Below are 24484 nucleotides of genomic sequence, written 5' to 3'. Positions count from 1 at the left end.
CCGCGGCCATGGCCTCACCACTGTTGATGCATGAGGTCGAGATACTCGGCGTCCCTTAGCCGCCCGTTGACGTCCTTACGGGAGAACGGCTTTCCTTGCCAGCTCTGGCGCACTTCAAGGCGCTCGAGAGCCTCCCGGACGTCATCGACCTCCTCGGCATCGATGGAGGTGCCTGTGCTTCGCTTGAGAGCGAGCTGATCCACGAAATTAGCGAGGGCGGCGAAGTCATCACGGGTCTCCGGAGCAGTCCAGGCCTCACGCCGGGCCAGAAAGCCGCTCACCCCGCCGCAGTCCTCCGGCGGGCAGGATCCATCCCCATCCAGGCAAATGGGATAGCTACTCCCAGGGTCGGCCTCATGCCGGCTCTCGAGGCGTACCTCGTGCTTCCAGGGGCCATTGAGGTCGTACTCGTAGCGGAAGCGGGTTCCTTGGCGGAGGCGAAGCTCGGAGAGCGGGACATCAGGAGACCGAGCCGCCAACTCCGGAGAGCCGAACCGTCTGGCCCGGAGCGTGAACTGGAACAGATGGATGCCCTCACAGCCCACCGCCACCTGGATGACACCGTGCAGCTTCCGCAGGGTCATGCTGGCTGGCACCTGAACCCGCCGCCAGATCATGGGGCTGATGCCGAGCAGCCAAACCTTGAACTGCAGAATCTTCGGAGATTGGGAAGCACCAGACAAGTCGGGTTCGGATGAGGTGCGCTTTGGCAAGTGAGGATGTCCCGTAGCCTTGTTTCGTCTCGCCGGAGACCGCGTACAGCCGACCCGTTACCAATCTGCCCCACAAAACCTCATGCTCTCCAAGCTCGAGGGCTTCTGCACGGTGGTGGAGGAGGCGGTCGCGATCGGCCACAAGGATCTCGACCGGCTGATCCTCGCTCGCGAGCTGATGAACCGGGTTACAGACAAGTGCCGCAGTAACTCCAAGCTGCCGGAGCTCGTGGAGCTCTTTCTCTCCCGTCCGCTGGTGACGGTGCCGCTCGGGGCCAAGCTGCTGAAGGTCACCCCGAAGGCCGTCGATCTGATGCTGGCGCAGCTCGGAGGCACCCGCCCGCGCGAGCTCACAGGCCGCTCCCGCTACCGCGCCTGGGGCATCGTCTAAGATCAGCACGGCGCTATCTCCAAGGGCAAAATCCACCAGCGTCTCCCGCAGGACATAGCACTCGTTCCATGGTCCGCCATCTCCGCTTTCCCGCCTTTGTTGTGCTCGTCCTGTATGCCTGCGTTCTCGCCGTGTTGTTCGTGAACCAGCGCAGCCTGCTCTATCCGGCCTCCGACCGCCGCACCACAGCCGCCGAGGCAGGACTTGTCGGCTTTCAGGATCTGGTTCTGACGACACCCGACGGCGAACGGCTCGTGGCGTGGTGGAAGCCGCCTGAGCCCGGCAAGGCGCTGATCCTGTATTTTCATGGCAATGGCGGCAGCCTGTGGAACGGGCGCTTGCGCGCTCAGGCGCTGACCGCCTCCGGCCGCGGGCTGCTGATGATCAGCTACCGCGGCTACTCCGGGTCAACGGGCACACCAACCGAGACGGGTCTCCACACGGACGCCCGCACTGCCTACGACTGGGTTAGGCAATCCTATGAGGCCTCGCGCCTGGTCGCCTATGGCGAGTCCCTCGGCACCGGAGTGGCGGTGCGCCTAGCCAGCGAGCAGCCGCTGGCGGGGCTGATCCTGGATGCGCCCTATACCTCCACCGCCGACGTAGCCCGCCTCACCTACTGGTATGTACCCGTTTCCTGGCTGATGCTGGACCAGTTCCGCTCACTCGACATCATCATGGCCGTGAAGGCGCCGATCCTGATCCTACACTGCACGGAAGACCGCACCATCCCGTTTGCGTTCGGCGAGCGGCTGTTTGAGGCCGCCCCTGAGCCAAAGCGCTTCATCCGCATCGAGGGCGGCAGCCACAGCAGAAATCTGGAGCAGGGCGGACTGCAGGCGGTGGAGGAGTTCCTTGCGGCCGTCGAGGCTCGTCTGCCGAACCCCTCCTCCGACAGTGCCGACACTTTACGCCAATTGCCATGAGCACGATTGTTCGCGCGACGGCCGCGCAGCATCAGCGGGGAGGTTGAGACGTCTCGCCCACGCAGCCCAGTCCTGTTCTGCCGAAGCTCGCGGCAACGTGCTGAGCCCTCAAGGCTGGGAAGAGAGCCGCCTGATACCCATATATATTCTATGCCGAAGGAAACTTCACCCCACACTCTCGACCCGATTGAGGTCACGCTGACCATCCCGACCCCGCTGTCCGAACCGGCCTCCGTTTTGGCCAAGCCGCCGGAGCTTGCTGGCTGGTCTGACGCACGCCTAGCCCAACACCTCGGCCAACTGATCGAGGAGGTACAGCGCCGGCTGGAGAAGGGCAGGGGGAATCGGCCGGAGCTGGAGGCGGCGGCCCGACAGTTCAGCCTGTCGCTCAAGCGCCTCGTTCCAGATCCCGAACCGCAAGACAGGCGCTCAAGGTCCAGCAAAACTTCATCCCCGCTGCAGGAGGGCCAGCGCAAAGCCGTGTGGGCCGCCCTTCTGGCCGGGGTGGAGCCAGGACAAGTCGCCATGCACTTCGGCCTGTCGTTGGCCACGGTTCGGAAGGTGCTGGAAGAGGCGGCGTAGTTCGTCCGGTTGCATCCCGGGCTGCCGATCAGCGGCCGAGCACCCACTCCCCGACCTCATCAAGAGCGTCAAACATGCGGTTGGTGAGCTGCCGCGGCCCGGCCATGATGCCGTCGTCCTTCGGTGTGACTGTGGCAGAACCGGCGTGCGGTCGTACAGGGTGCTCCCCACCTCCAACCGTCAAGTTGGGAGCAGCGGGTTGCGGGCGTGTCGGTCGCGGTGTGAGTTCCGCATTCATGCCGGGGCTGGGACCGGCGGTGACAGGCGGCCGGCCCGTCGCCGCAAGAATATCGTCGGCGCGCGTCAAAGGTTCGGTTTTCGATTGCACCAGAGACACGCGGTAGCCCAGATCGCGGGCCGCTCCAGAGAGGTTGTGGACTGCCGCCCTGCCGGCCTCCGGCCCATGGCAGATGCTGAAATAGAGCGCGTGGAAGTTGGTGTTCCGGCGGATCGTCTCGCGGCTCTCCAGCGTGGTGAATGGGGCGAGATAGAAGGCCATCGTGCGCCCGTCCCGCTCGGCGATGAGCGCGGGCTTTGTCGGCGAGCAGAACACATAGCCGCCCTGCTCGCCGCGCTCCTGCCGGCCGGCGGAACTGGCATGGAACGTTCTCACCCGGGTCTTCAACAGCGTCCCCTCTTCGCCCGCGGCGATCCGATCCGCCCTGAGGACCGTGAACTCATCACAGCCATCCGGCTGGCACAGGCCGCGCACGATGTCGCTGCGGGTGTAGCTTTGGGCGAAGGCAGGGGACGAAAGAACGAGACCAAGCACAATGAGACGGCGAAGCATCAGAAAACCTTCTCCAGATTGGATGCAAGAACGAGGTAGCATTCCTGGCCCTGGCGGAGATTGTGTCCGTTTGACGCCACCGGGACATCCGACGGGCGATTGTGAGGTAATTCCGCGCGACACTGCAACACTCATGCGAGCGAGGGTGGGAGGTTTGCTCCTTCCAGAGGAGTTCGGATTGGGCCGATGGTTGTCGGGCATCCGGCAGAGCTAAGGCGGATGCGGGAGAGGCAAAGCGAGATGGAGAGCAGCCTATGAAGCACTTTGAGTTCCGGATTGGCGGCGAGTTCACGACGCCGGCCGGCCGCTGGCGCTGCACGGATATTGGCACCCGGACGATCGTGGCGATCAGGGTTGACTTGGTGGAAACCAGAACCATCGTCGATGGCCACCCGGTCAGACGGTATCTCGCGCAGGAAGAGGCAGAACTCGAAGGATGGCTCAACGGCCCGCCGTATACGATCCCGGAGCAGGTGTTTGATGAGGACGCCATAGCGGAGTGCGAACCCGTCCAATCAGGGGAGTAATCTCGCTAAGAGTGCCGAATACAAAGATCGGCTGCATCGCCTTATCACCCTCGAATACCGTCGGGCCAACCATTCAAGTCGGAACGGCGGCTGGCAGGTCCGGTATGCCTACGCAGATTCTCGGATCACGGGTTGGGCCAGCCGCAGATGCCGATCAAAAGACCCCAGGCGAAGGCGGCATGTAGACCTAATCTCCGTTCCAAGGAGGTTGGTAGGGGATTATGATTTCTCCCACGGATCGAGCGTTTTCGCTTTGGTCTCCCCATGGCGGAGATGCCGGATCCGACATCATCCAGTCCGAGTTGTGTTGCCCTTCCTGAGCGGGACACACCCGCCAATGATCTCAGGCTGATGAGGAGGAACGCACAATGGCCCGTCATCCGATGACCCCCTTCCGTCCCGACGGAATGTTCCCTGGTGATCCCTTCCTGTCGCTCCATCGCGAGATGAACCGCCTCTTCGATGACGTCTTCCGCGGCGCCGGCCTGCCCGCCGCGACCGGCAGCCAGGGCCAGGGCGACGTCGGCACCTTCGTCAACGCCAGCATGAACGTGTCGGAGACGGACACGGAGATCCGCATCACGGTGGAACTGTCGGGAGTCACCGAGCAGGACATCGATGTCAGTCTTGATGACGACGTGCTCACGATCCGGGGCGAGAAGAAGTTCGAGCGCAAAGACGAGAAGGAGACCTTCCACTTCGTCGAGCGCTCCTACGGCACCTTCCAGCGCTCACTGCGCCTGCCCTATGCCGCCGACCCCGAGCAGGTCCGAGCTAGTTTCGAGAACGGCGTCCTCACCGTGACCGTGCCGAAGACCGGGCGGCAGGAGCGCTCCCGGCGCGTTCAGGTACAAGGACGAGGCGCGACCGGTCAGGACACGGCCGGCGGACGAGAAGGACAGGAGACAACTGGCCCATCGGACCAATCGGATGATACCAGGTCCGGCTGACGGCTGGCCGTGTAATCGGAAGACCCAAGTCCATGGAACGGGCTCAACTCCAGGCCTAAAGCTCGAAACAAGACCAAAGCCAGCAGCCCACGGGCATAGGCAACAAGGGGCATCAGCCACACTGCTGTGTTGCAGGCCGCAATGAAGCTCCCGGCCGACGTTTTTTCCTCTCGGGGCCTCAGAAGTAGGCTTCGGCCTACCAGACTGGACCAGTGATGGAGCGCTCCATGGAGCGCAGGCTGGTGACCATCGTGTGCGCCGACGTGGCGGGCTACTCGCGGCTGATCGGGCCGGACGAGGAGGGCACGATCGCACGGTTGAAGGCGTATCATCGGGTCGTCAAGCCTATCGTCTTGAGAGAACGGTGGGTTCTCCTGACTCCTGCCTACCGGGAGCATGATGCCGTATCTCCGTAAGAATACGGAATTTCCCTCTGCTCCGCATCAAAGATACTGGCCCAGGACGCCGTAATATAGCTGGATAAGCCAAGCCCCAAACCATGATGAACAAGCATGGAGGGAACTGTGTCCAATTACGCCAGCCACCAGTATCGGATGTACTCGCCCAGCCTTGATCTGATGTTGAAAGAGGTCGCCCATACGCTTGGCAACATCGATTTCGAGCATCAACTCGAATTGGAGGAAGTCGAGAACAGCGCCAGCGCCGAAGAACTCAAGCGATACATCACGGAAAAACTCAGGGCCGCCCACTGTGAGAGGCGTCAGCTTTATGTCGATCTTTTGAACAAGCTTTGGATGCAGCAGCGCGGTCAATCCTTCGCAGCCTGAGAGCATCTCCTTGTGGTTGCTTCCAGTTGCCGATCCTGTCGCAGCCGTCAGGAGGGTTCCATGCGATCCACGTTTCACATCGGTCAGCTTGTCCGCCTGAGCGAGGGTGCCGCTGACGGAGAGAAAGGACGCACCTATTGCGTCGTCAACATTGTCCCGGCCGGGGCCGAGCGTCAGCCGGCCTACCTGATCAAGAACATGACGGGCAAGGAGAAAATCGTGCGGCCGAACGACATCAAGCCGGCCTCGGCTCACGCCCTGCCATAGCCGGACCTAAACCACAGGCATGGCGCGAGCGCCCACAGGATGGGGTTGGGAGCAAGGTCAAGGTCCTCTCGTCGATCATCTGTGATCGTCTCCGTGATCGGTTTCGAAGACTTGGATCCCCGGAGGACAAGGGCGTTCGCTAGGCAGCATGCCATGTCCGGAAGGCGTGTTCCTATTTCTGACCTATTCTTGGGCCATTGCGGTAGATCAAGGCAGTTCAGCCGTGAAACGGTGGCGGGCGTCGAGCAACTGACGGGGCTTCTTCATACCCGTCATACGGCGCCATCCGATCACAGATCGTTAAGTAACGATGCCGAGCTAAAGCCGATCATCCACGAGTGCCGGAAGGCAACCGGCGTTGGCACCGCTTACCCTACATTGCCTTCCGGCCATTGGCTGCATGGCTTTCCAGATGCACCACTTATTTGAAGAAATCTCTCAGGAGAGCATTGACCCGCTCCGGTGCTTCAACCTCGGGAAGATGACCGATATTCTCTAGAACCTCCATCCGGGCGTTGGGCAGGTGCTTCAGAACAACGGCACCTTCCTCCTCGAGGGGGTTCACGCGGTCAGAATCACCCTGAATTAGCAGCACAGGGAAGGTCAGCTTGGGTCCAGACACGTGCGGCTGATAGGTTGAGTCGAGACCAAGTCCAACACCGTGCAGAAAACCTTTAGGGTTTGTCGCCCGCAGAACGTGGCGGACCGTCTCCACTGTCTCTGGTGAGGGGTTCGTGCCCAGAAGAGCGTTCACTCGCTCACCAAAGCCATAGCCACCGCTGGAAACCTGGCGCTTTCGCTCGGCCATGGTCTTGTCTGCTTCTTCCTTAGAAACATCAAGGCCGCGGCTGGTGCCCGTCATTGCCAATTTGATGATGCGATCTGGATAGTGCATTCCGAAACATTGAGCGACGCGCGTGCCGAAGGAGTTGCCGACAATGTTGACCCGGTCCAGCTTCATGGCTTCTAGAAAGTCCTTCAACGCGTCCGCATAATCTTTGCAGCCAGGCAATTCGGCTTTTAAGGCGTCGGTGAGCATGTATCCAGGGGCATTCCAGCCGATCACCCTGAAGTCGTCAGCAAGATCATGGTACTGGTATCGCCAGTGCATCGAATTTGCGCCAACGCCATGCAGGAAGACGATTGGTGGTGCATCCGTTCTACCCGCCTCCATAAAGCTCCAACGATCTCCCGTGTATTTACTTTGAGCATGCTTTGGGATCTCGACGAACTGAAGCTCAGGTAGCGTTGGACGCTCTTGCTTTTGTGCAATTGCGCTGGTGATGCCCATTGATATCGTCAGAGAAACTAGAAAAGTCGCTACCTTCTTCATAACTGTTCCTCCCAGTATGCACTTTATCCGTTTCTGTAGGTCTGTTGACTTTGCAGCTGCCAAATCACCTGTCAGAACCCACTAAACCGAAATCGGTCTCGAATTCTCCCGCAATGGAGAATGCATCGGCAACAGATTTCGAGTTGAAGTATGAACTTCAGGTTCGATCGAACGCTTCGATAGGGTAACATCTCGATTGCTTTATATTTAAAGCAATCGAGATGTTAAGGTTGTACCGGTGTGATGTCAATCAAGCTATCAGCGGCCGCAAAGGAGAGCATGAGGTTCTGTGTTGGGGTCGTCTAATCGCGGGCCGTTTTGCAAGTGTTTTCTTCAAGAGCTTACTGGCTCGACGCTGGGATCAGGGTCGAGGGGGTACTCAGAAGAGCCCAGTCCAGGCGGATCAACCTTGCGCCGAGTGAGCGTATGCCGGGGGCAGGGTCGTCTTCGCGGTCGACAGCTGTCGCCGCATGATGGAACTGCGCGGGAGGAGCCTTCCTATGTGGACGCCGCACTCGGCTGCATCAGCGGTGCATCCCAACAAGCGGAATGGCTCGGCCCACGTCCCGGCAGGGACGTCTCAGCGCGCTCAGAGGCTGAGCGCGATCTTCAAACGATTAGGCCGCGGCACCCATGCTCCGGTCGAAGAAGCTGCCGGTCTTGAGCATCGCATGCATGATCACGGCGAGTTTCCTCGCCACCGCAACGGCTGCCCGCTTGAAGCCGACCCGCTCCCGAAGCTTGAGGCCCCAGGTCTGCAGACCGCTATCGGCCGAGCTGCGGGTCAAGATGACGGTCGCTGCCTCAAACAGAAGCCCTCGCACCTGGCGGTCGCCCCGCCGGGAGATATGACCATCATAGTCGACCTCGCCCGACTGGTAGCGCCGGGTGGTCAGGCCCAACCAGGCGCCGACGGAACGGGAGTTCTTGAAGTTATCCGGATGGCACCGTCAACTTAACGCTTTTACTTGCTATTTTTGGTGTTTAGGTTCGGCGCCGGTCACGCAGTTTCAATAGCTTAGACCTGCCGGGGAATAGCTGAAATCGCCGGAAAACAGCCTTTACTCGGTTAAGTTGACGGTGCCGTTACGGCTGCCAGACCGCCGAACAATTCAGCGCCGCGTCAATGAACTTGACCTGCAGAAGACCGCGCGCAGGCGAGGGGAGGGGGATGTTCTCGCGAAGGTTACTCCCAGCCCAGGCACCTACATCGCTGACCGTCCGAACGAAGTCTGGCAGATCGATCACACTGTGGTTGACGTGATTGTCGTGGATGAAGAGCACCGCCGTCCCATTGGGAGACCTGTGCTCACCGTCGCGATCGATGTGCACACTCGTATGGTGGCAGGCTTCTATCTCTCGCTCGACCCTCCTTCGGCCTCCTCTGTTGGCCTATGCTTGCTGCATGCCGTTTACGGCAAAAGCGCTTGGCTCAATGAGCGAGGTCTTGATCTTGACTGGCCTGTCGCAGGCCTGCCCCAAGTTCTTCACTGCGATAATGGCGCGGAGTTCCACTCGCGGGCCCTCAAGGCAGCCTGCCGCGAATATGGCATCAAGCTACAGTATCGGCCGCCTGCGGCCCCACGCTTTGGCGGCCACATCGAGCGCATCATCGGAACTATGATGGGTGCCGTGCACCTGCTGCCGGGCACCACCTTCTCGAATGCCAAGTTCCGCGGTGACTACGATGCTGAGGGACGTTCCATCTTTACCCTGCGCGAGCTTGGGGTCTGGCTCGCGATCGAAGTGGCCGGCAAGTACCATCACCGGATCCACACTACCCTGCTGCGACCGCCGCTTGCCGTCTGGCGTGACCTTCAGGGCGAGGTCGATTTCGACCTGCCGCCGGATCGTATGGCGTTCTGGACCGCCTTTCTCCCCGAGACCCGTCGCCGGCTCTCGAAAGACGGCATTCATCTGGAGAAGATCCGCTACTGGTCAGACGCTCTGTCCCGGGATGTCGGACGGGGAGGCGAACTGCTGGTCAAGTACGACCCACGCGACCTTTCCCGGATCTTCGTGCGCCAGCCGGGTAGACGCTTTGTCGAGGCCCGCTACCGCAATCTGGCCCATCCGCCGGTGACCTGGTGGGAGTGGAAGAACGCCAAGAAGCGCCTTTACGAACAGGGCCGGCGGGACCTGAACGAAGAAGCTCTCTTTGCCTCCCTTGCCCAACAGCGGCAGATTGAGGATGCGGCGGCCCTGGCGAGCGCTGCGGCGCGCCGCCGGGTTGCGCGCAGACCACCCAGGCAGGTGCCCGACGAGGTCCCACCGACGCCGCTCAAAGGGGTCTCGACACCGCGACCATGCGCGAGGGTGACGACGACATGGAGTTCTGGGGATGACAGTCGAGCAGCCTTTGCCGCCTCATCTTGCGCCCGGAGCTGCGGCCCTGCTCGACCGTCCTGAGGATATCCGCATCCGAGCCATCCGAACGGAACGCTGGGTGGGCTTCACGAGAGCCCGGCGCGTCCTCGAACTGATGCAAGCCTTGCGCGACCACCCGCCTTCGACCCGGCCACCAGGGCTTGCCATCTTCGCCCATAGCCGCATGGGCAAGACGATGCTCGTCGAGAAGTTCCGGCGCGATAACCCGCTGATCGTTCATCCAGTCCATGGATTGGAGACGATCCCGGTACTTGGAATGACCCTGACCTCGCGACCGAGGGAGCGTCGGATCTATGCCCAGCTCTTGAGGGCCCTGGATGCCGGCCTCGAGCAACGCGCGGTGCCCTTGGCCGAACTGGAGACAAGAACACTGAAGTTGATGAAACAGGTCGATGTCCGTGTGCTCGTCTTCGATGAGGTGCACAACCTGCTTGCGGGCAGCCCACGCGAACAGCGTGTCATCCTCCAGCTGTTCCGGTTCCTCAGCAACGAGCTGAAAGCCTCACTCGTGTGCCTGGGCATAGTCGATGCAAGTGAAGCCATTGCCGGCGACGCCCAGCTGGTGCGCCGCCTCGACCAGCTTGCGCTTCCCCGCTGGAGGGCCGATGACGAGTTCCAAGCACTCGTGACTCCCGTCCTGCGGAGCGTGCCGCTTCGACGCCCCTCCTCCCTGTCCGCCCAGAGCCTCCGGCACCTCGCCCGCATCACGGATGGGATCACGGCCAAGGTCTTCTCCACATTGAACGAACTTGCCATTGAGGCCATTCGGACAGGCACAGAGAGAATCACAGATGAGGCCGTTGAGGCGTGGCGGCCGGCAATCGACAAGGAGGCTGCTTTCTCGTGACCGTTTGCACTTCATGTGAGACTGGCTACCTCTTCGGTCTCACATGAAGTGCCTAAATTTGCATTCAAATCGCCCAGTCCCATCATGAAGTACAAATCGACACCGGATTTCCGCAGGACGCAGTGACCACGACGGATCGTCCGCATCACTTCGAAGCCCTTCAGGGTCGCATAAGCCGTTTTCATCCTCTGGAAGCCGCGGGTCGGTCGGATCACGCGCTTGAGTGCACCACGATCTGCCTCGAGGATGTTGTTCAAATACTTCGAAGTGCGGTGCTCCACGGGATGCGCTAGGTGGCCTTCACGTTTCAGACGTCGGATCGCCCTTGGGCAAGAGGCCAGCTTGTCAGTGGTGATGGAGGACGGAGGATAGTCGCTCATCGTCTTGAGTGCTTTGCGTAGGAACCGGTAAGCCGCTCCGGTGTTCCGGCGATCGGAGAGCATGAACTCGATCAGATGGCCATGTTTGTCGACGGCTCGAAACAAGTACTTCCATCGTCCGCCAACCCGCACGTATGTTTCATCCACCCTCCAGGAGCCTGACCGAGGTCCCTGGTATGGCCGGACCCGCTTCTCGATCTCGGGCGCGTAGCGCTGAACCCAGCGAAAGATCGTCGATGAGTCGACATTGACGCCACGCTCCTCCATCATTTCGGCGACATCCCGATAGCTGATCCCGTATTTGCAATACCAGCGGACGCACAGCAGGATGATCTCAACGGGAAAGCGGCGGCGCTTGAAAATCGACAACGGAACGGCTCCTCAATTGGCCGCTCCGGGTTACACCGCCAGGGTTAATGCAACAATCCCCAGAAGGGTTGGTTCGTGCTGTAAGGCCCCGCCCGCAAGGGCGGGGCCTGTCGCGATCAGCTGCGCTTGGGCGGATTGGCCGGCCAGCTCTTGATGAGCGTGTCGTAATCCACCGTCTCGCCCTTCGGCTTCTCGTTCGCCAGCTTGCGCTGGGGCGCGATGGTGCCGGCGGCTTCGGCTTTCTTGAACCATTCCTCGGCCGAGGTCTTGGGGTTCATCTTCGGTCCGCACTCGCCCTGAACGTTGGCGCGCTCGAGGCGGGTGAGCACGTCGTCCTGGGCGGCGGCGAGCGAGTCCATCGCCTGCTGCGGGGTCTTGGCGCCGGAGGCCGCGTCACCGATGTTCTGCCACCAGAGCTGTGCCAGCTTGGGATAGTCCGGGATGTTGTTGCCGGTCGGCGTCCATTGCACGCGGGCGGGCGAGCGGTAGAACTCGACGAGACCGCCGAGCTTGGGAGCGCGCTCCGTCATGGACTGATGCCAGATGTCGCTCTCGCGGATGAAGGTGAGGCCCACATGGCTCTTCTTCAGCGAGACCGTCTTGGAGGTCACGAACTGCGCGTAGAGCCAAGCCGCCTTGCGGCGCTCGACGGGCGTGGACTTCAGCAGCGTCCAGGAGCCCGCATCCTGATAGCCGAGCTTCATGCCCTCCTTCCAGTATGCGCCCTTCGGCGAGGGAGCCATGCGCCATTTCGGCGTGCCGTCCGCGTTCACCACCGGCAGGCCCGGCTTCACCATGTCGGCCGTGAAGGCCGTGTACCAGAACATCTGCTGGGCGATGTTGCCCTGCGCCGGCACGGGGCCCGACTCGGAGAAGGTCATGCCGCCCGCCTGCGGGGGAGCATATTTCTTCAGCCAGTCGAGGTACTTGGTGATGGAATACACCGCCGCCGGGCCGTTGGTGTCGCCGCCGCGATCGACCGATGAACCGACCGGGCGGCAGCCTTCCATGCGGATGCCCCACTCGTCCACGGGCAGGCCGTTGGGAATGCCCTTGTCGCCGTTGCCTGCCATGGAGAGCCAGGCATCGGTGAAGCGCCAGCCCAGCGACGGGTCCTTCTTGCCGTAATCCATGTGGCCGTAGACCTTGACGCCATCGATCTCCTTCACGTCGTTGGTGAAGAATTCCGCGATGTCCTCATAGGCCGACCAGTTCACCGGCACGCCGAGATCGTAGCCGTATTTGGCCTTGAATTTCTCCTTCAGGTCCGGACGCTGGAACCAGTCGTAGCGGAACCAGTACAGGTTCGCGAATTGCTGGTCCGGCAGCTGGTACATCTTGCCGTCCGGCGCCGTGGTGAAGGACTTGCCGATGAAGTCGTTGATGTCCAGCGTCGGCGAGGTCACGTCCTTGCCTTCGCCTGCCATCCAGTCGTCGAGAGCCACCGCCTGCTTGTAGCGGAAGTGGGTGCCGATGAGGTCGGAGTCGTTGACCCAGGCGTCGTAGATGTTGCGGCCCGACTGCATCTGGGTCTGGATCTTCTCCACCACGTCGCCTTCCTGGATCAGGTCGTGGGTGAGCTTGATGCCGGTGATTTCCGAGAACGCCTTGGCAAGCGTGCGCGCCTCGTATTCATGGGTCGTGATGGTCTCCGAGACCACATTGATTTCCATACCGGCGAAGGGCTTCGCGGCATTCACGAACCATTCCATCTCCTTCAGCTGCTCGTCCTTCGAGAGCGTCGAGGGTTGGAATTCGCTATCGATCCAGCGGCGAGCCTCTTCCATGCCGGCGAGAGCGGCACCGGTGCCGAGCACCATGGCGGCGACGCTTGTCGAAACGAAGAGCTTCAAGCGCTGGTGAGATTGGGTGAGCTTCATTCTTGTCCTCCCAGATTACCCCCTAGCCAGCTTGTCTGCCGGTCCTATCCCTTCCGTTCGGGTGAACCGAAGGTCTTGATGCTTCTGTCCTCACACGTAGCGGAACACCGCTGCCGTATAGAGGAGCGAAAGTGCAGACGCCCACCACAGGTCCGGACCGACGAGCCCGAGCCAGGCGAGGTGGATGAAAGCAGAGCCCAAAAGCGAGATGAACAGACGGTCGCCGCGCGTGGTGGGAATGCGCAGGATGCCGACGCGCTCTGTTTCTGGCCGGTAAATGGCAAGTCCCGTCATGAGAAGCAGCAGGCTTGCGATGGCTGCGAAGAAAAGGCCGGTCTGCCAGGTCCAGGCCATCCAGGCGAGATCAGGCATGACGTTCTCCTTCAGACCCGGCCAAGGGCGAAGCCCTTGGCGATGTAGCTGCGGACGAACCAGATGACGAGCGCGCCGGGCACGATGGTCAGCACGCCGGCGGCGGCCAGAAGGCCCCAGTCCATGCCGGCGGCCGAGACGGTGCGCGTCATGGTGGCGGCGATGGGTTTCGCGGTCACGGAGGTGAGCGTGCGCGCCAGGAGCAGTTCGACCCACGAGAACATGAAGCAGAAGAAGGCCGCCACGCCGATGCCGGACGCGATCAGCGGCATGAAGATCTTCACGAAGAAGTGCGGGAAGGAATAGCCGTCGATGGCCGCGGTCTCATCGATCTCCCGCGGCACGCCGGACATGAAGCCTTCGAGAATCCACACCGCGAGCGGCACATTGAATAGGCAATGCGCCAAGGCCACGGCCCAGGGCGTGTCGAAGAGGCCAATGGCGGAATAGAGGTTGAAGAAGGGCAGGGCAAACACCGCCGGCGGCGCCATGCGGTTGGTCAGCAGCCAGAAGAACAGGTGCTTGTCGCCCAGGAACCTGTAGCGGGAAAAGGCATAGGCCGCCGGCAGCGCGAAGGAGATCGACAGCACCGTGTTGATGATCACGTAGGTCAGCGAGTTGATGTAGCCCGAATACCAGCTCTCGTCCGTGAAGATCTTGACGTAGTTGTCGAAGGTGATGTCGCGGGGCCAGAGGGTCAGGCCGGAGGTGATCTCCATATTGGTCTTCAGGCTCATGTTGACGAGCCAGTAGATCGGCAGCATCAGGAACAGGAGGTAAAGGGTCATCATCACGACGCGGCCGCTCACGCGCGGGCCCGACAGGGCGCGGTTGGCGGCTGTGGGCCTGGCAGCAGACTTCACGTCGGAGGAGCCGACAGCGATGGTACCGGTCATGCTTCAACTCTCTCGCGTCCGGCATCCACGTTGGTCATTACGGTGTAGAAGACCCAGCAGATGGCGAGGATGATCAGGTTGTACACCAGCGACATGGCGGCGGCCTTGCCGAGGTCGAACTGCCCCAGGGCCAGCTTCACAAGATCGATGGACAGGAAGGTGGTGGCGTTGCCTGGGCCGCCTCCGGTGAGGACGAACGGCTCGGTGTAGATCATGAAGGAATCCATAAACCGCAGCAGCACCGCGATCAGCAGAACGCGGCGCATCTTCGGCAGCTGGATCGTGCGGAACACGGCCCAGCGGGAAGCGCCATCGATGCGGGCGGCCTGGTAATACGCGTCCGGAATGGACTTCAGCCCGGCATAACAGAGGAGGGCGACGAGGCTCGTCCAGTGCCACACATCCATGACGATGATCGTCACCCAAGCGTCGAGCGGATCGCCCGTGTAGTTGTAGTCGATCCCCAGGCGATTGACGACCCAGCCTAGGAGGCCGATGTCGCCGCGGGCGAAGACCTGCCAGATGGTGCCGACCACGTTCCACGGAATGAGCAGCGGCAGCGCCATGAGCACGAGGCAGAGCGCCACCGTCCAGCCCTCGCGCGGCATGGACAAAGCGACCGCGATGCCGAGGGGCACTTCGATCAGCAGGATGATGAAGGAGAACAGCAGCGTGCGCATGAGCGAGGATAGGAACTGCTCGCCGAGCTGGCTCGACGGATCGAGCAGTTCTTGGAACCAGCCGATGCCGTTCCAGAAGAACTGGTTGTTGCCGAAGGTGTCCTGAACCGAATAGTTGACCACCGTCATCAGCGGCAGGACGGCGGAGAACGCCACGATGGCGAAGACCGGCAGGACGAAAAACCAGGCCTTGTTGTTGACGGTTTTCGTCATGCCGCGCGTCCCCCCGAGGTTTCTCCGGCGACCAGGTGCCCGTTGGCGTAGATGTGGACGTGGTTCGGATGGAGCACGAGCGAGGCCTCGCTTCCTTCGATGGAGACGCCGTCGGGAACGCTTGCGGCAAGGGGGCGGCCGCCCAGCTCCACGCGGGCGATGCGCGCCCGCCCGATATCGTCGATGCGCCGCACCTGGACGGGCAGGCCTGCCCCCTTCGGCTGGAGCTGAACGAATTCGGGCCGGATTCCGAGCTCGATATGCTCGCCGCCGGACAGGGTGCGATAGGCGCGCCGGAGAGGAATCATCGTGCTGCCGATGATGGCGGTGGCGCCCTCGACGCGGCAGGGCAGGATGTTCATGCCCGGCGAGCCGATGAAGTGGCCCACGAAGGTATGGGCAGGGCGTTCGAACAGCTCGTCCGGGGTGCCGGTCTGCACCACGGCGCCGTCGTGCATGACCACGACCTTGTCGGCGAAGGTGAGCGCCTCCGTCTGGTCGTGCGTCACGTAGATCATGGTGATGTCCAGCGCCCGATGGATCTCCTTCAGGGTGGAGCGCAGCTGCCACTTCAAGTGCGGGTCGATGACGGTGAGCGGCTCGTCGAACAGAATCGCCGCCACGTCGGGACGTACGAGGCCGCGGCCGAGGGAGATCTTCTGCTTCATGTCGGCCGTGAGATTGCTCGCCTTGCGGTCGAGCACGCGGGTGAGGTCGAGGAGGCCGGCAATCTCCTCCACCCGCCGGGCCGTCCGGTCGCGCGGTACGTTTCGGTTCTTGAGCGGGAAGGCGAGGTTCTCGCGCACCGTCATGGTGTCGTAGACGACGGGGAACTGGAACACCTGCGCGATGTTGCGCGCCTCCGTGGCCAGATCCGTCACGTCGAGGTCGTCGAAGAGCACGCGTCCGCGCGTGGGGCGCACGAGGCCGGAGATGATGTTGAGCAGGGTCGTCTTGCCGCAGCCCGAAGGCCCCAGCAGGGCATAGGCGCCGCCCTGGCTCCAGACGTGGTTGATCTCCTTGAGGGCGTAATCCTCCGCCGTGCGGGGATCGGCCTTGTAGGCATGGGCGAGGTGATCGAGCGTGATGCGGGCCATCGGTCTTTCCTCACGCGGCTTTCTGGGCGGGATCTGTCGCGGCGAGCCGGCCATCCGCATCGAAGAGGAAGAGGCGGCGGGGATCGAGATAGGCGGTGACCGGCAATTTCGGCTCCAGGCGCCTTACACCCGGTACCAGGGCCACGAAGCGATGGTCGCCCGCGTCGAGATGGACGTAGCTTTCGGAGCCCGTGATCTCGGCGACCGACACGTTCGATGCGATGGTGATCTCATGGGTCCCCACGGGTTCGAGAGTCAGATGATGCGCCCGGAACCCGACGATGTATTCGCCGTCGGGAACGCTGGCGAGAGGTCCGGTCGCGGGGATCTGCCCGCCCGTGCTCAAGGTGGCGGTCCCGTCCGCCTTGCGGGCCGTGAGGGTGTTGAGCGGCGGGTCCGAGAAGACGCGGGCGGTGACCAGATCGCGAGGTTGGCGGTAGACCTGCGGGGTCGGCCCGAACTGTGTCACCCGGCCCTGGAACAGGGTGGCCGTGTTGCCGCCGAGCAGCAGGGCTTCCGATGGTTCGGTCGTGGCATAGACGAAGATGGCGCCCGAGGCGGCAAACACCCGCGGCAGCTCCTCACGCAGCTCCTCGCGCAGCTTGTAATCGAGGTTCGCCAGCGGCTCGTCGAGGAGGACGAGATCGGCGCCCTTCACCAGGGCCCGTGCGATGGCGGTCCGCTGCTGCTGGCCGCCCGAGAGGTTGAGCGGCTTGCGGTCGAGATAGGGTTCGAGCTTCAGCAGCTTGGCGGCCTCGCGCACCCGGGTGTCGACCTCACTCCTGGCGACGCCAGAGACGCGCAGGGGCGAGGCGATGTTCTCGTAGACGGTGAGCGATGGATAATTGATGAACTGCTGATAGACCATCGCCACGCTGCGGCGCTGCACGGGCCAGCCCGTCACATCTGTGCCGTCGACCAGCACGCGACCGCTCGTCGGTGCATCGAGCCCGGCCATGAGCCGCATGAGGGAGGTCTTCCCGGACAACGTGGCACCGAGAAGCACGTTCAGCGAGCCGCGCTCCAGGGCGAGAGTGACATCGTCGATATGCGTGGAGGCTCCGACCTTCTTCGAGACGCCTTTAAGGACTATGGTCATCGGCGCTTCCCTGAAGGTCGAGCAGCAGAGGGATAGGCAACAGCGAGACGAGCGATCGCGGCCCGCTCAAGTCGGATTGCGGGGGCTGTTCCTTGTCCGGCAAAATTCGTCACCGCGGTCCGTCTCGCCGCGTGTTGGGCCCTGTCGTGCCCGTATGCGCCATCCCTCACCGCGACGCATAGCGTCGCCGCTGCCTGCGGACTCAAGAGCGCTTCTCCCGACTGCCGACCCTCCGGGTCTGATCTGTCGTTATTCTTATGGTGAAGGTATCTTGCTCTCAGGGCGAAAGCAACCGGCCGGTATTCGATCCGAAACTGGTCTTGTACTGGACGGCTCTGATGGGGTGGACGCCCCCAACGGCCTTGGTGTGCCAAAGTGGAGGTGTTGAACACCACTTGAGGGAGGCGTCCATGGGAGAAGTTCGCACAATCGGCGTGGATCTGGCGAAGAACGTGTTCCAAGTCCATGGGGCGGATGCATCAGGCGCGGTGCTGTTCCGCAAGAAGCTGCGGCGGCACCAGGTTCTGACCTTCTTTGCCGGCCAGAAGCCCTGCACGGTGGCCATGGAGGCCTGCGGCAGTGCGCATCATTGGGCGCGTGAGATCGGCAGGCTGGGTCACACCATTCGGCTGATCCGGCCCGCTTACGTGAAGCCCTTTGTCAAGCGCCAGAAGAACGATGCGGCGGATGCCGAGGCGATCTGCGAGGCGGCCCAGCGCCCGACCATGCGCTTTGTGGTTCCCAAGAGCGAGCAGACCCAAGCCGCCGCCCTCGTGTTCCGGGCGCGGGATCTCCTGGTGAAGCAGCGAACCCAGATCATCAATGCGTTGCGCGGCCATCTGGCCGAGTTCGGCATCGTGGCGGCCAGAGGGCCGGCTCGCGCCCCGCAGCTTATGCAGGCAGTTGAGGATCCGGACGAGCCGATCCCAAAGCTCGCCCGTCCGATCCTCCATATGCTGGTCGAGACACTTCATCGCCTGGACGAGCAGATTGCGCTCCTTGATCACGAGGTCGCCCAGCGGGCCAAAGAGAACGAGACAGCGCGTCGGCTGATGACCATTCCGGGTATCGGTCCGGTGACCGCAGTCGCCCTGGCGGCGCTTGCGCCACCGGCCGAGACCTTCAAGCGAGGGCGGGACTTTGCCGCCTGGATCGGTTTGACACCGCTTCAGCACTCGACGGGAGGTAAGCAGAAGCTGGGCGCCACCTCGAAGATGGGTGAGCGAACGCTGCGCCGCCTGCTGATCCTCGGTGTCGCGCTGGCTCTGAACGATCCCATCAAGGATGTACCCGTCCTGGTCGACGGCCCGCCACAGCCAGTGCTTCTGGCCGGCAATAGTGATCACGACCTCGTCGAGGTGCCAAATGTCGCGCCGGCTCGGCCTCTTGCGTTTGAGGCGGCGGGCGTAGTCTGGCCCGAACTTCAGCGCCCATCGCCGAACGGTTTCATAGGAGACGACCATGCTGCGCTCAAGCAGCATCTCCTCAACCAGCCGCAGGCTCAATGGGAACCTGAAATAGAGCCATACTGCGTGGGCGATGACCTCGGGTGGAAAGCGGTGGCGTTTGTAGCTGACGGACTTGATCATGCCGCCCCATCTACTCGCCTCGCTCCAATACTCCGGTTAATGTGACAACACCCCTGGCGCAGCGGTGCGCATCTGGTCAACATGGAGTTCATGCAGGCCGGTGTCAGCATTGTCTCGCCTTTCGTGAACCTGTTTGGCAACTATCTGTGGAACGCGGGCCCTCGTCTCACTGATCGCGACGGCGTCCCCTTCCTGAGCGACTATCTGCCGGAAGGTCTAACTGTCCAATCCGTGATCGACGAGAAGCAGCGCCACTTCCCCTTCTCGTCTTCCGACATCTCGCGCTACGTGGAGATTGGCATCCAGAGTGCCATCAACGAGGGGCGGGGCACGGATGATGGCGGCGTCTACCTCGATTTTATAGACTGCGATTTCGATCGGATCCTGGCGGACCGCACGAGCAGTATCGCGCGGATGTGGCCGCTGACATACGATTGGTACAAAGAGCGCGGGACTCACCTTTATCGTGATAAGGTCCAGATCGCTTGCTCGGCTCATGCCATCAACGGTGGATTGCGCATCGACCCAGATGCTCAGTCCAACATCCGCGGTCTGTTCGCTGCCGGTGAGGTCGCTGCAGGCCCGCATGGAGCGGACCGGTTAGGCGGCAACATGTCGGTCACCTGCCAGGTCTTTGGCGCACGCGCCGGACGGAAGGCCGCGGAACTGGCGCGCGAGCACGGACACCTTGACATTCCCAATTTGTTCGATGAACAGGCCGCATTCCTTGCACGGCTTCCGGGGCATGGAAGCGAACCATTGCCGGAACTGCGCCGTTCGCTGCAGATGGTAGCGAACCGGCACCTGCTCATCCTGCGCGACGGGAAGGGGCTGGAGGCCTTGCGCTCATCCGCTACCGCCATTCGCGACACTGTTCTGTCCGCTGGACGCATTGAGACGCCCCAGGATCGCATCAACGCGATCGAGCTCATCAACATGTGCGAAGTGGCCGATATCATGGCGATGGCTGCACTCGAACGGGCCGAAAGCCGTGGCAGTCATTACAGGACGGATCTGCCTGAGTCGGATGACAGCCAGGACACGAATATCATCATTGACCGAACCGCGCCGAACAGCTTCTTCTGCGCACGGCTCGGCGAACTCGGGTGATACATGCCTAACTTGTTAGGCATGCAGGCCGCGCGATCGAACGGCGTCAAGGGCAGCCGCCAAGCCTGGGATGATGAATCTCAGGGAAGACGCAGGCACAGAGATCCGGAACTGGGTGCCACCAAGCGAACGATCGCCTCGTCGAGGAAGACAACATGACACAAGATAGCGGGCACATTCGAGCCGAGCCGTCCTCTCTCCCGTTACAAGGAATGCGGCTCCTAAGTTTCTGCCATTATCTGCAAGGGCCTGCTGCGGCACAGTATCTCGCTGACATGGGGGCAGACGTCATCAAGGTCGAACCACTTGGCGGGGCCTTTGAGCGTCACTGGTCCGGCGCCCGGACCTTTGTTGATGGCGTAAGCGCGTTCTACCTCTCGGCGAACCGCAACAAGCGGAGTCTTGCGGTTGATCTGAAGAAACCTGGTGCGCGTGTCGTTCTGGATCGGCTGGTTGCCTCGGCGGATGCGATGCTAGAAAACTACAGGCCGGGCGTGATGGAACGTCTTGGCCTTGGGTATGCTGATGTCTCGAAAGTCAATCCGCATATCATCTACGCTTCAGCGACGGGTTTCGGCGCAGGTGGACCTGCTCGGGACCGGCCTGGACAAGATCTTCTCGTGCAGGCTCGTTCCGGATTGATTGCAGCGACGGGCGCCGAACGATTCACAGGAATAGGATGTGCCGCCGTAGATCAGCACGGCGCGGCTTTGCTGGCCATGGGTATCGCGGCAGCTTATGCAAAGAAGCTCGCCACGGGGCAGGGAAGTCGAGTGGAGGGGTCGCTCTTCAATGCCGGCATCGACCTGCAGGCGGAGGCCCTGACGCTTTATTACAGCGGCCATCATTCCCGGCAGCGCTTCGCGCGCGAGGCGCATCTCGTCACCTGGTTTCACGAGGCACCGTATGGCGTATATACGATTGCCGACGCTACCGTGGCGTTGTCGCTGAACCCGCTTCTACGCGTCGCGGAGGCGTTGAAGGATCCTGCGCTCGCTGCGCTCGCAAATCTTGATGCGTACGAGGAGCGGGATCGGATCGCGGCCGCCGTCGCCGAAGCTCTGGCCAGCTGGCGATGGGATGACCTATCTGCGCGGTTTGATGAGCATGGCGTTTGGTGCGAGCGTGTCCAGGATTACGATGACCTCCGGCAGGATCCACAGGTGGTGCATAGCCAGCGATTCGCCGAAATCCCGGTCGGCGCGGGCCAAGCGACTGTGGTGCGTCACCCGCTGAAGTTTGACGGCGTCGTTCCGCCGATCCGCACATTGCCACCGAGGCCAGGAGATCAGACGGCGGAGATCCTGGAGCAGCTGGGGTTCTCCGTTTCTGAGATTGATCGACTGCGTGCCGAGAACGTCGTGAACAATGCAGTAACTCAGGATTGAGATCGAACCTGAATCTTCCGGCTTTGTTGCACGATCTACAGGCTACTACGAAACTGGCCGAGTTTTGCCATCTCGTACCTTGCTGACATGGAGAAAAACAGTGAACGCGCCTTCCTCTAGCCACATCTATAATGAGCCACTTTCAATTCTATGCAAGAAGCTTGAGGAGGATGAAAGGACGATCGGGACCGCATTTCCTTACGTTACTGCGCCTGACGGGCGATGGATGCTGATGTCTTCATCCGTATCTGCTGTAAATCATGGCGAGAACTGGGACCATGGTAATTGGTTCTGTGGGTTCTGGGTTGGCCTTTTGCTTGCGGCCTATCTACATAGCGGGGATGAGAAGTTCGTCAGCTTTGCTCGGGATCGTATGGCGTTAGTGGCTCAGTGCGCCGACGATGGCAATACTCACGACATTGGATTTATATTTCTAAGCTCGGCAGTCCCATTTTATCATATCACCGGCGAGCGTCTTTACCGTGACATGGCAATGCGTGCAGCAGAGCGCCTGCGTGCACGACTCGTTGTTACACGCCGTGGCTCCTATATATCATCGTGGGGGCCGATGGACGATCCGAGAGGGCGTGAGAGTTCTGCGATCGACACAATGGCGAACATTCCACTTCTGTATTGGGCTGCGCGTGAGAGCGGGGATGCTAGCTTTCAACTGGCTGCCGTTTCCCATGCGCGAATGACGGATCGATCTTTCACACGTCCGGATCAAACACTTTATCACGCCGTGCAGTACGACACAGTGAGTGGTGTGCGTCTCCGCGGATACACGTTTCAGGGATATAGCGACGAGCCTTCCTGGTCGCGCGGCACGGGTTGGGCTGTTTACGGTCTCGCGGCTACTGCAGCTGCCACCGGAGATCGCGCCTATCTCGATCGCGCAAGCTCACTTGCTAAAAAATGGCTTGAGCAGCTTGGCGGTTGCATTGTGCCGCCGTGGGATTTTGATGATCCGGCGCCACGACCTGTGCTCGACTCCTCGGCAAGTGCCATGATGGCGGCAGTGCTAGTCGATCTTGCACATCTGCATCCTGAAGAAGATCAGCGCATTTTCTGGCGAGGTGAAGCTGAGCGTCTTCCTTCCGGCCTGTGTTCGGAGTTTTTAGCAACAGACCAAGCTCATCGAGGTATTCTTAAAAAGGCCTGCTATTCGAAGCCACACAACGTTGGCGTCGAGTCAGCTGTGATGTTCGGCGACTACTTCTTCGAGGCAATTATGCGCTTACTCATGCCTGGCAAGTTCATCAGGCAGTACGAGCGACTCGGCTGAACCGGCCATGCGTGGCGGCGGGGATAAGCAATTGTCTTCGCGGCTCACGGAACGCGTCCGCCGTCTACGATCAGACCGGCATTGGACAAACTGGCGCATGCTGCCCCGTAACCTACACCGCGATCCACCACAGCCTCTCGTTTCTCACCGAAAAGATACTCATTATCGCGCGGCGCTTAAGGCAACAGAGCCAATAATCTAGTCAGTATGATAAATATGGGACCGGCGAAAATGAGCTTGGAAGGAAGTTTGTTGTCACCGCGGATGAACTCCGAACCAGACTCGCACGGCTACATACGCATACTTTATGAACATGGATGTATTCTGATCGAAAATTCGCAAAGGGTAACAAGCATCCTAACCTATGATCAAAGCTCTCACCGGCAGAAATGCGAGAGACTTAGAGAAGTCAACCAAACCGACTGTACTGGTGGAGGCAGATGAGGCTGCATCGAAGTGTAGTGAATGCCAGACGAATGTCATCGCGGCGCTCATAGTGGCTGGGAAGCCGCGGAAGTGCTTGATGGCACCATTATCTTGACTCTTCTGCTTGTCCGGCGGAGCCTCTGGAGCTACCCGAGGATTGAAGAAATCCTGAACTCAGTCGCGCCAGTCCCCTCTATGAGGGATGGAGCCTTCGCCTCCACACCTCGACAGAACGATTAGAAAGTAAAGTCCATGACAAAAGAACGAATTGGTTTTATCGGCGTAGGCCTCATGGGCCACGGAATGGCCGGCAATTTGGTTGACAAGGGGTGGCCCTTGACGGTCATGGCCCATAGAAGCCGGGACGCGGTGGAGGATCTCAAGACAAGGGGAGCGAAGGAGGCTTTGACACCGCGCGAACTCGCTGAGCAGTCGGACGTCGTCATTCTTTGCGTCACTGGTTCGCCCCAGGTTCAGGCTGTCATTCAGGGACCGGACGGACTCGCGGCGGCGGGCAAGTCTCTGCTCATCATTGACTGCTCGACCTCTGACCCGTCCGTGACAGTGCGCTTGGCCGAGGAACTGGCTTTGTCGGGTATCACGTTCATCGACGCGCCCCTGAGCCGGACGCCTGCCGACGCTAAGGCCGGCACACTTGACGTGATGGTGGGAGGCGAACCTGACGTAGTCGAGCGGGTTGAGCCTGTCCTAAGGGCATTCGCTGGAAGGGTTGTGCATACCGGTCCGGCCGGAACTGGGCACACGATGAAGCTCCTCAATAACTTCCTATCGATGGGCTACGCAGCGTTATATTCTGAGGCCTTGGCCCTTGGCTCAAAGGCGGGGTTGTCCGCACAAACGTTCGACAGCGTCATCCGTGGTGGCCGCATGGATTGCGGATTTTACCAGACGTTCTTCAAGTATGTTCTCGAGCGCGACAGGAACGCCCACAAGTTCACACTCAACAACGCCCTGAAGGATCTAACCTATCTGAATTCGTTCGCCAATGCTGTGGGACTAGTCAATCCGGTTGGAGCCGCGACACGTAACAGCTTTGCTCTAGCCGTCAATGCTGGCCGTGGCGAAGACTACGTCCCCATGCTCTCGGACGTTGTCGCGGAATTCAATGGCATTAGCGGGAATAGCGTTTCATTCCAACACTCCGCGGACGGGTTAAAGGAATAGAAATGCGCCCTTG

Annotated in this window: 24 protein-coding genes and 4 pseudogenes; 16 read left to right on the top strand and 12 right to left on the bottom strand. The window is 61.2% G+C overall.

Annotation, left to right across the window (positions count from 1 at the left end; genetic code table 11):
- Positions 1-14 precede the first annotated feature (14 nt).
- Positions 15-683: a plasmid pRiA4b ORF-3 family protein gene (locus GR328_RS03785; RefSeq protein ID WP_160883188.1), complete on the bottom strand. Its 669-nt coding sequence runs from the start codon at positions 681-683 to the stop codon at positions 15-17.
- Positions 684-732: 49 nt separating this feature from the next.
- Between GR328_RS03785 and GR328_RS03780 the strand changes: the two genes are divergently transcribed.
- The 3 genes from GR328_RS03780 (at position 733) to GR328_RS03770 (ending at position 2612) form a co-directional block, all read left to right on the top strand.
- A complete protein-coding gene (locus tag GR328_RS03780; protein WP_246215666.1) occupies positions 733-1104 on the top strand; it encodes a helix-turn-helix domain-containing protein in 372 nt (123 codons plus the stop codon).
- Between the two features lie 68 nt (positions 1105-1172).
- Positions 1173-2030, top strand: coding sequence for an alpha/beta hydrolase (locus tag GR328_RS03775; RefSeq protein WP_160883187.1), 858 nt, complete (start codon positions 1173-1175; stop codon positions 2028-2030).
- A 150-nt stretch (positions 2031-2180) separates the two neighbouring features.
- Positions 2181-2612 carry a hypothetical protein gene (locus GR328_RS03770; RefSeq protein WP_160883186.1) on the top strand — a complete coding sequence of 144 codons (432 nt, stop codon included), beginning with the start codon at positions 2181-2183 and terminating at the stop codon, positions 2610-2612.
- A 28-nt stretch (positions 2613-2640) separates the two neighbouring features.
- Here the strand turns inward: GR328_RS03770 and GR328_RS03765 are convergent, their stop codons facing one another.
- A complete protein-coding gene (locus tag GR328_RS03765) occupies positions 2641-3402 on the bottom strand; it encodes a hypothetical protein (RefSeq protein ID WP_205789719.1) in 762 nt (253 codons plus the stop codon).
- 254 nt (positions 3403-3656) lie between these two features.
- On the opposite strand from GR328_RS03765, the gene GR328_RS03760 reads away from it, so the two are divergent.
- The 5 genes from GR328_RS03760 (at position 3657) to GR328_RS03740 (ending at position 5934) form a co-directional block, all read left to right on the top strand.
- Entirely contained in the window at positions 3657-3929 is a 273-nt protein-coding gene (locus GR328_RS03760; RefSeq protein ID WP_160883185.1) for a hypothetical protein, read from the top strand.
- A gap of 368 nt (positions 3930-4297) precedes the next feature.
- The gene (locus tag GR328_RS03755; protein WP_160883184.1) at positions 4298-4879 is read left to right on the top strand and encodes an Hsp20/alpha crystallin family protein; all 582 of its coding nucleotides are present in this window, start codon (positions 4298-4300) and stop codon (positions 4877-4879) included.
- A gap of 227 nt (positions 4880-5106) precedes the next feature.
- Positions 5107-5295, top strand: a complete 189-nt coding sequence (locus GR328_RS03750) for a hypothetical protein (protein WP_160883183.1) — start codon at positions 5107-5109, stop codon at positions 5293-5295.
- A gap of 108 nt (positions 5296-5403) precedes the next feature.
- Entirely contained in the window at positions 5404-5667 is a 264-nt protein-coding gene (locus tag GR328_RS03745; protein WP_160883182.1) for a hypothetical protein, read from the top strand.
- A 60-nt stretch (positions 5668-5727) separates the two neighbouring features.
- Entirely contained in the window at positions 5728-5934 is a 207-nt protein-coding gene (locus GR328_RS03740; protein ID WP_160883181.1) for a hypothetical protein, read from the top strand.
- Between the two features lie 421 nt (positions 5935-6355).
- Here the strand turns inward: GR328_RS03740 and GR328_RS03735 are convergent, their stop codons facing one another.
- Together GR328_RS03735 and GR328_RS03730 are read right to left on the bottom strand one after the other, a co-directional pair.
- Complete coding sequence (locus tag GR328_RS03735; RefSeq protein WP_160883180.1) at positions 6356-7267, bottom strand: alpha/beta fold hydrolase; 912 nt, start codon at positions 7265-7267, stop codon at positions 6356-6358.
- A gap of 617 nt (positions 7268-7884) precedes the next feature.
- Positions 7885-8208: pseudogene (locus tag GR328_RS03730) on the bottom strand (transposase); the annotation flags it as partial.
- Between the two features lie 139 nt (positions 8209-8347).
- On the opposite strand from GR328_RS03730, the gene GR328_RS03725 reads away from it, so the two are divergent.
- Positions 8348-9676 carry a Mu transposase C-terminal domain-containing protein gene (locus tag GR328_RS03725; RefSeq protein ID WP_343039272.1) on the top strand — a complete coding sequence of 443 codons (1329 nt, stop codon included), beginning with the start codon at positions 8348-8350 and terminating at the stop codon, positions 9674-9676.
- The gene (locus GR328_RS03720) at positions 9609-10502 is read left to right on the top strand and encodes a TniB family NTP-binding protein (RefSeq protein WP_160883178.1); all 894 of its coding nucleotides are present in this window, start codon (positions 9609-9611) and stop codon (positions 10500-10502) included. Before GR328_RS03725 ends, GR328_RS03720 begins: the two co-directional genes overlap by 68 nt.
- An 11-nt stretch (positions 10503-10513) precedes the next feature.
- On the opposite strand, the gene GR328_RS03715 is transcribed toward GR328_RS03720, so the two are convergent.
- From GR328_RS03715 to GR328_RS03685, 7 genes are all read right to left on the bottom strand, one after another.
- The gene (locus GR328_RS03715; protein ID WP_246215664.1) at positions 10514-11251 is read right to left on the bottom strand and encodes an IS6 family transposase; all 738 of its coding nucleotides are present in this window, start codon (positions 11249-11251) and stop codon (positions 10514-10516) included.
- A 116-nt stretch (positions 11252-11367) separates the two neighbouring features.
- Positions 11368-13071: an ABC transporter substrate-binding protein gene (locus GR328_RS03710; protein WP_246215690.1), complete on the bottom strand. Its 1704-nt coding sequence runs from the start codon at positions 13069-13071 to the stop codon at positions 11368-11370.
- 150 nt (positions 13072-13221) lie between these two features.
- Entirely contained in the window at positions 13222-13503 is a 282-nt protein-coding gene (locus GR328_RS03705; protein WP_160883176.1) for a DUF2160 domain-containing protein, read from the bottom strand.
- Between the two features lie 11 nt (positions 13504-13514).
- Positions 13515-14294, bottom strand: coding sequence for a carbohydrate ABC transporter permease (locus GR328_RS03700; RefSeq protein ID WP_160883396.1), 780 nt, complete (start codon positions 14292-14294; stop codon positions 13515-13517).
- Positions 14295-14395: 101 nt separating this feature from the next.
- The gene (locus tag GR328_RS03695; protein WP_160883175.1) at positions 14396-15292 is read right to left on the bottom strand and encodes a carbohydrate ABC transporter permease; all 897 of its coding nucleotides are present in this window, start codon (positions 15290-15292) and stop codon (positions 14396-14398) included.
- Complete coding sequence (locus GR328_RS03690) at positions 15289-16389, bottom strand: ABC transporter ATP-binding protein (protein WP_160883174.1); 1101 nt, start codon at positions 16387-16389, stop codon at positions 15289-15291. The genes GR328_RS03695 and GR328_RS03690 overlap by 4 nt, the downstream gene beginning before the upstream one ends.
- Positions 16390-16399: 10 nt before the next feature.
- On the bottom strand, positions 16400-17488 hold the full coding sequence (locus GR328_RS03685) for an ABC transporter ATP-binding protein (protein ID WP_160883173.1): 1089 nt from the start codon (positions 17486-17488) through the stop codon (positions 16400-16402).
- 410 nt (positions 17489-17898) lie between these two features.
- Between GR328_RS03685 and GR328_RS03680 the strand changes: the two are divergent.
- Positions 17899-18742 (top strand): annotated as a pseudogene (locus GR328_RS03680) (IS110 family RNA-guided transposase); the annotation flags it as partial.
- A gap of 17 nt (positions 18743-18759) precedes the next feature.
- Here the strand turns inward: GR328_RS03680 and GR328_RS03675 are convergent.
- A pseudogene (locus GR328_RS03675) lies at positions 18760-19077 on the bottom strand (IS6 family transposase); the annotation flags it as partial.
- 66 nt (positions 19078-19143) lie between these two features.
- On the opposite strand from GR328_RS03675, the pseudogene GR328_RS27945 reads away from it, so the two are divergent.
- From GR328_RS27945 to GR328_RS03655, 5 genes and pseudogenes are all read left to right on the top strand, one after another.
- Positions 19144-19677, top strand: a pseudogene (locus tag GR328_RS27945) (FAD-binding protein); the annotation flags it as partial.
- 12 nt (positions 19678-19689) lie between these two features.
- A complete protein-coding gene (locus tag GR328_RS27940; RefSeq protein ID WP_281351906.1) occupies positions 19690-20187 on the top strand; it encodes an L-aspartate oxidase in 498 nt (165 codons plus the stop codon).
- A gap of 155 nt (positions 20188-20342) precedes the next feature.
- A complete protein-coding gene (locus GR328_RS03665) occupies positions 20343-21575 on the top strand; it encodes a CaiB/BaiF CoA transferase family protein (protein WP_160883171.1) in 1233 nt (410 codons plus the stop codon).
- Positions 21576-21675: 100 nt separating this feature from the next.
- A complete protein-coding gene (locus GR328_RS03660) occupies positions 21676-22860 on the top strand; it encodes a glycoside hydrolase family 88 protein (RefSeq protein WP_343039271.1) in 1185 nt (394 codons plus the stop codon).
- Between the two features lie 678 nt (positions 22861-23538).
- The gene (locus GR328_RS03655) at positions 23539-24471 is read left to right on the top strand and encodes an NAD(P)-dependent oxidoreductase (protein ID WP_160883170.1); all 933 of its coding nucleotides are present in this window, start codon (positions 23539-23541) and stop codon (positions 24469-24471) included.
- The last annotated feature ends 13 nt before the right edge of the window (positions 24472-24484 follow it).

It is taken from the genome of Microvirga makkahensis, assembly GCF_009830105.1.
In the GTDB taxonomy this organism is placed as follows: Bacteria; Pseudomonadota; Alphaproteobacteria; order Rhizobiales; family Beijerinckiaceae; genus Microvirga; species Microvirga makkahensis.
Note: the sequence above shows the minus strand (reverse complement) of the source record. Positions and strands in the feature narration are given on the sequence as shown.

Bases quoted from the DNA above. Each gene is read 5' to 3' on its own strand.
- GR328_RS03775 (WP_160883187.1), top strand. From the start codon at position 1,173: ATGGTCCGCCATCTCCGCTTTCCCGCCTTTGTTGTGCTCGTCCTGTAT.
- GR328_RS03770 (WP_160883186.1), top strand. From the start codon at position 2,181: ATGCCGAAGGAAACTTCACCCCACACTCTCGACCCGATTGAGGTCACG.
- GR328_RS03765 (WP_205789719.1), bottom strand. From the start codon at position 3,402: ATGCTTCGCCGTCTCATTGTGCTTGGTCTCGTTCTTTCGTCCCCTGCC.
- GR328_RS03760 (WP_160883185.1), top strand. From the start codon at position 3,657: ATGAAGCACTTTGAGTTCCGGATTGGCGGCGAGTTCACGACGCCGGCC.
- GR328_RS03755 (WP_160883184.1), top strand. From the start codon at position 4,298: ATGGCCCGTCATCCGATGACCCCCTTCCGTCCCGACGGAATGTTCCCT.
- GR328_RS03750 (WP_160883183.1), top strand. From the start codon at position 5,107: ATGGAGCGCAGGCTGGTGACCATCGTGTGCGCCGACGTGGCGGGCTAC.
- GR328_RS03740 (WP_160883181.1), top strand. From the start codon at position 5,728: ATGCGATCCACGTTTCACATCGGTCAGCTTGTCCGCCTGAGCGAGGGT.
- GR328_RS03735 (WP_160883180.1), bottom strand. From the start codon at position 7,267: ATGAAGAAGGTAGCGACTTTTCTAGTTTCTCTGACGATATCAATGGGC.
- GR328_RS03720 (WP_160883178.1), top strand. From the start codon at position 9,609: ATGACAGTCGAGCAGCCTTTGCCGCCTCATCTTGCGCCCGGAGCTGCG.
- GR328_RS03710 (WP_246215690.1), bottom strand. From the start codon at position 13,071: ATGGTGCTCGGCACCGGTGCCGCTCTCGCCGGCATGGAAGAGGCTCGC.
- GR328_RS03705 (WP_160883176.1), bottom strand. From the start codon at position 13,503: ATGCCTGATCTCGCCTGGATGGCCTGGACCTGGCAGACCGGCCTTTTC.
- GR328_RS03700 (WP_160883396.1), bottom strand. From the start codon at position 14,294: ATGATGACCCTTTACCTCCTGTTCCTGATGCTGCCGATCTACTGGCTC.
- GR328_RS03695 (WP_160883175.1), bottom strand. From the start codon at position 15,292: ATGACGAAAACCGTCAACAACAAGGCCTGGTTTTTCGTCCTGCCGGTC.
- GR328_RS03690 (WP_160883174.1), bottom strand. From the start codon at position 16,389: ATGGCCCGCATCACGCTCGATCACCTCGCCCATGCCTACAAGGCCGAT.
- GR328_RS03685 (WP_160883173.1), bottom strand. From the start codon at position 17,488: ATGACCATAGTCCTTAAAGGCGTCTCGAAGAAGGTCGGAGCCTCCACG.
- GR328_RS27940 (WP_281351906.1), top strand. From the start codon at position 19,690: ATGTCGGTCACCTGCCAGGTCTTTGGCGCACGCGCCGGACGGAAGGCC.
- GR328_RS03665 (WP_160883171.1), top strand. From the start codon at position 20,343: ATGACACAAGATAGCGGGCACATTCGAGCCGAGCCGTCCTCTCTCCCG.
- GR328_RS03655 (WP_160883170.1), top strand. From the start codon at position 23,539: ATGACAAAAGAACGAATTGGTTTTATCGGCGTAGGCCTCATGGGCCAC.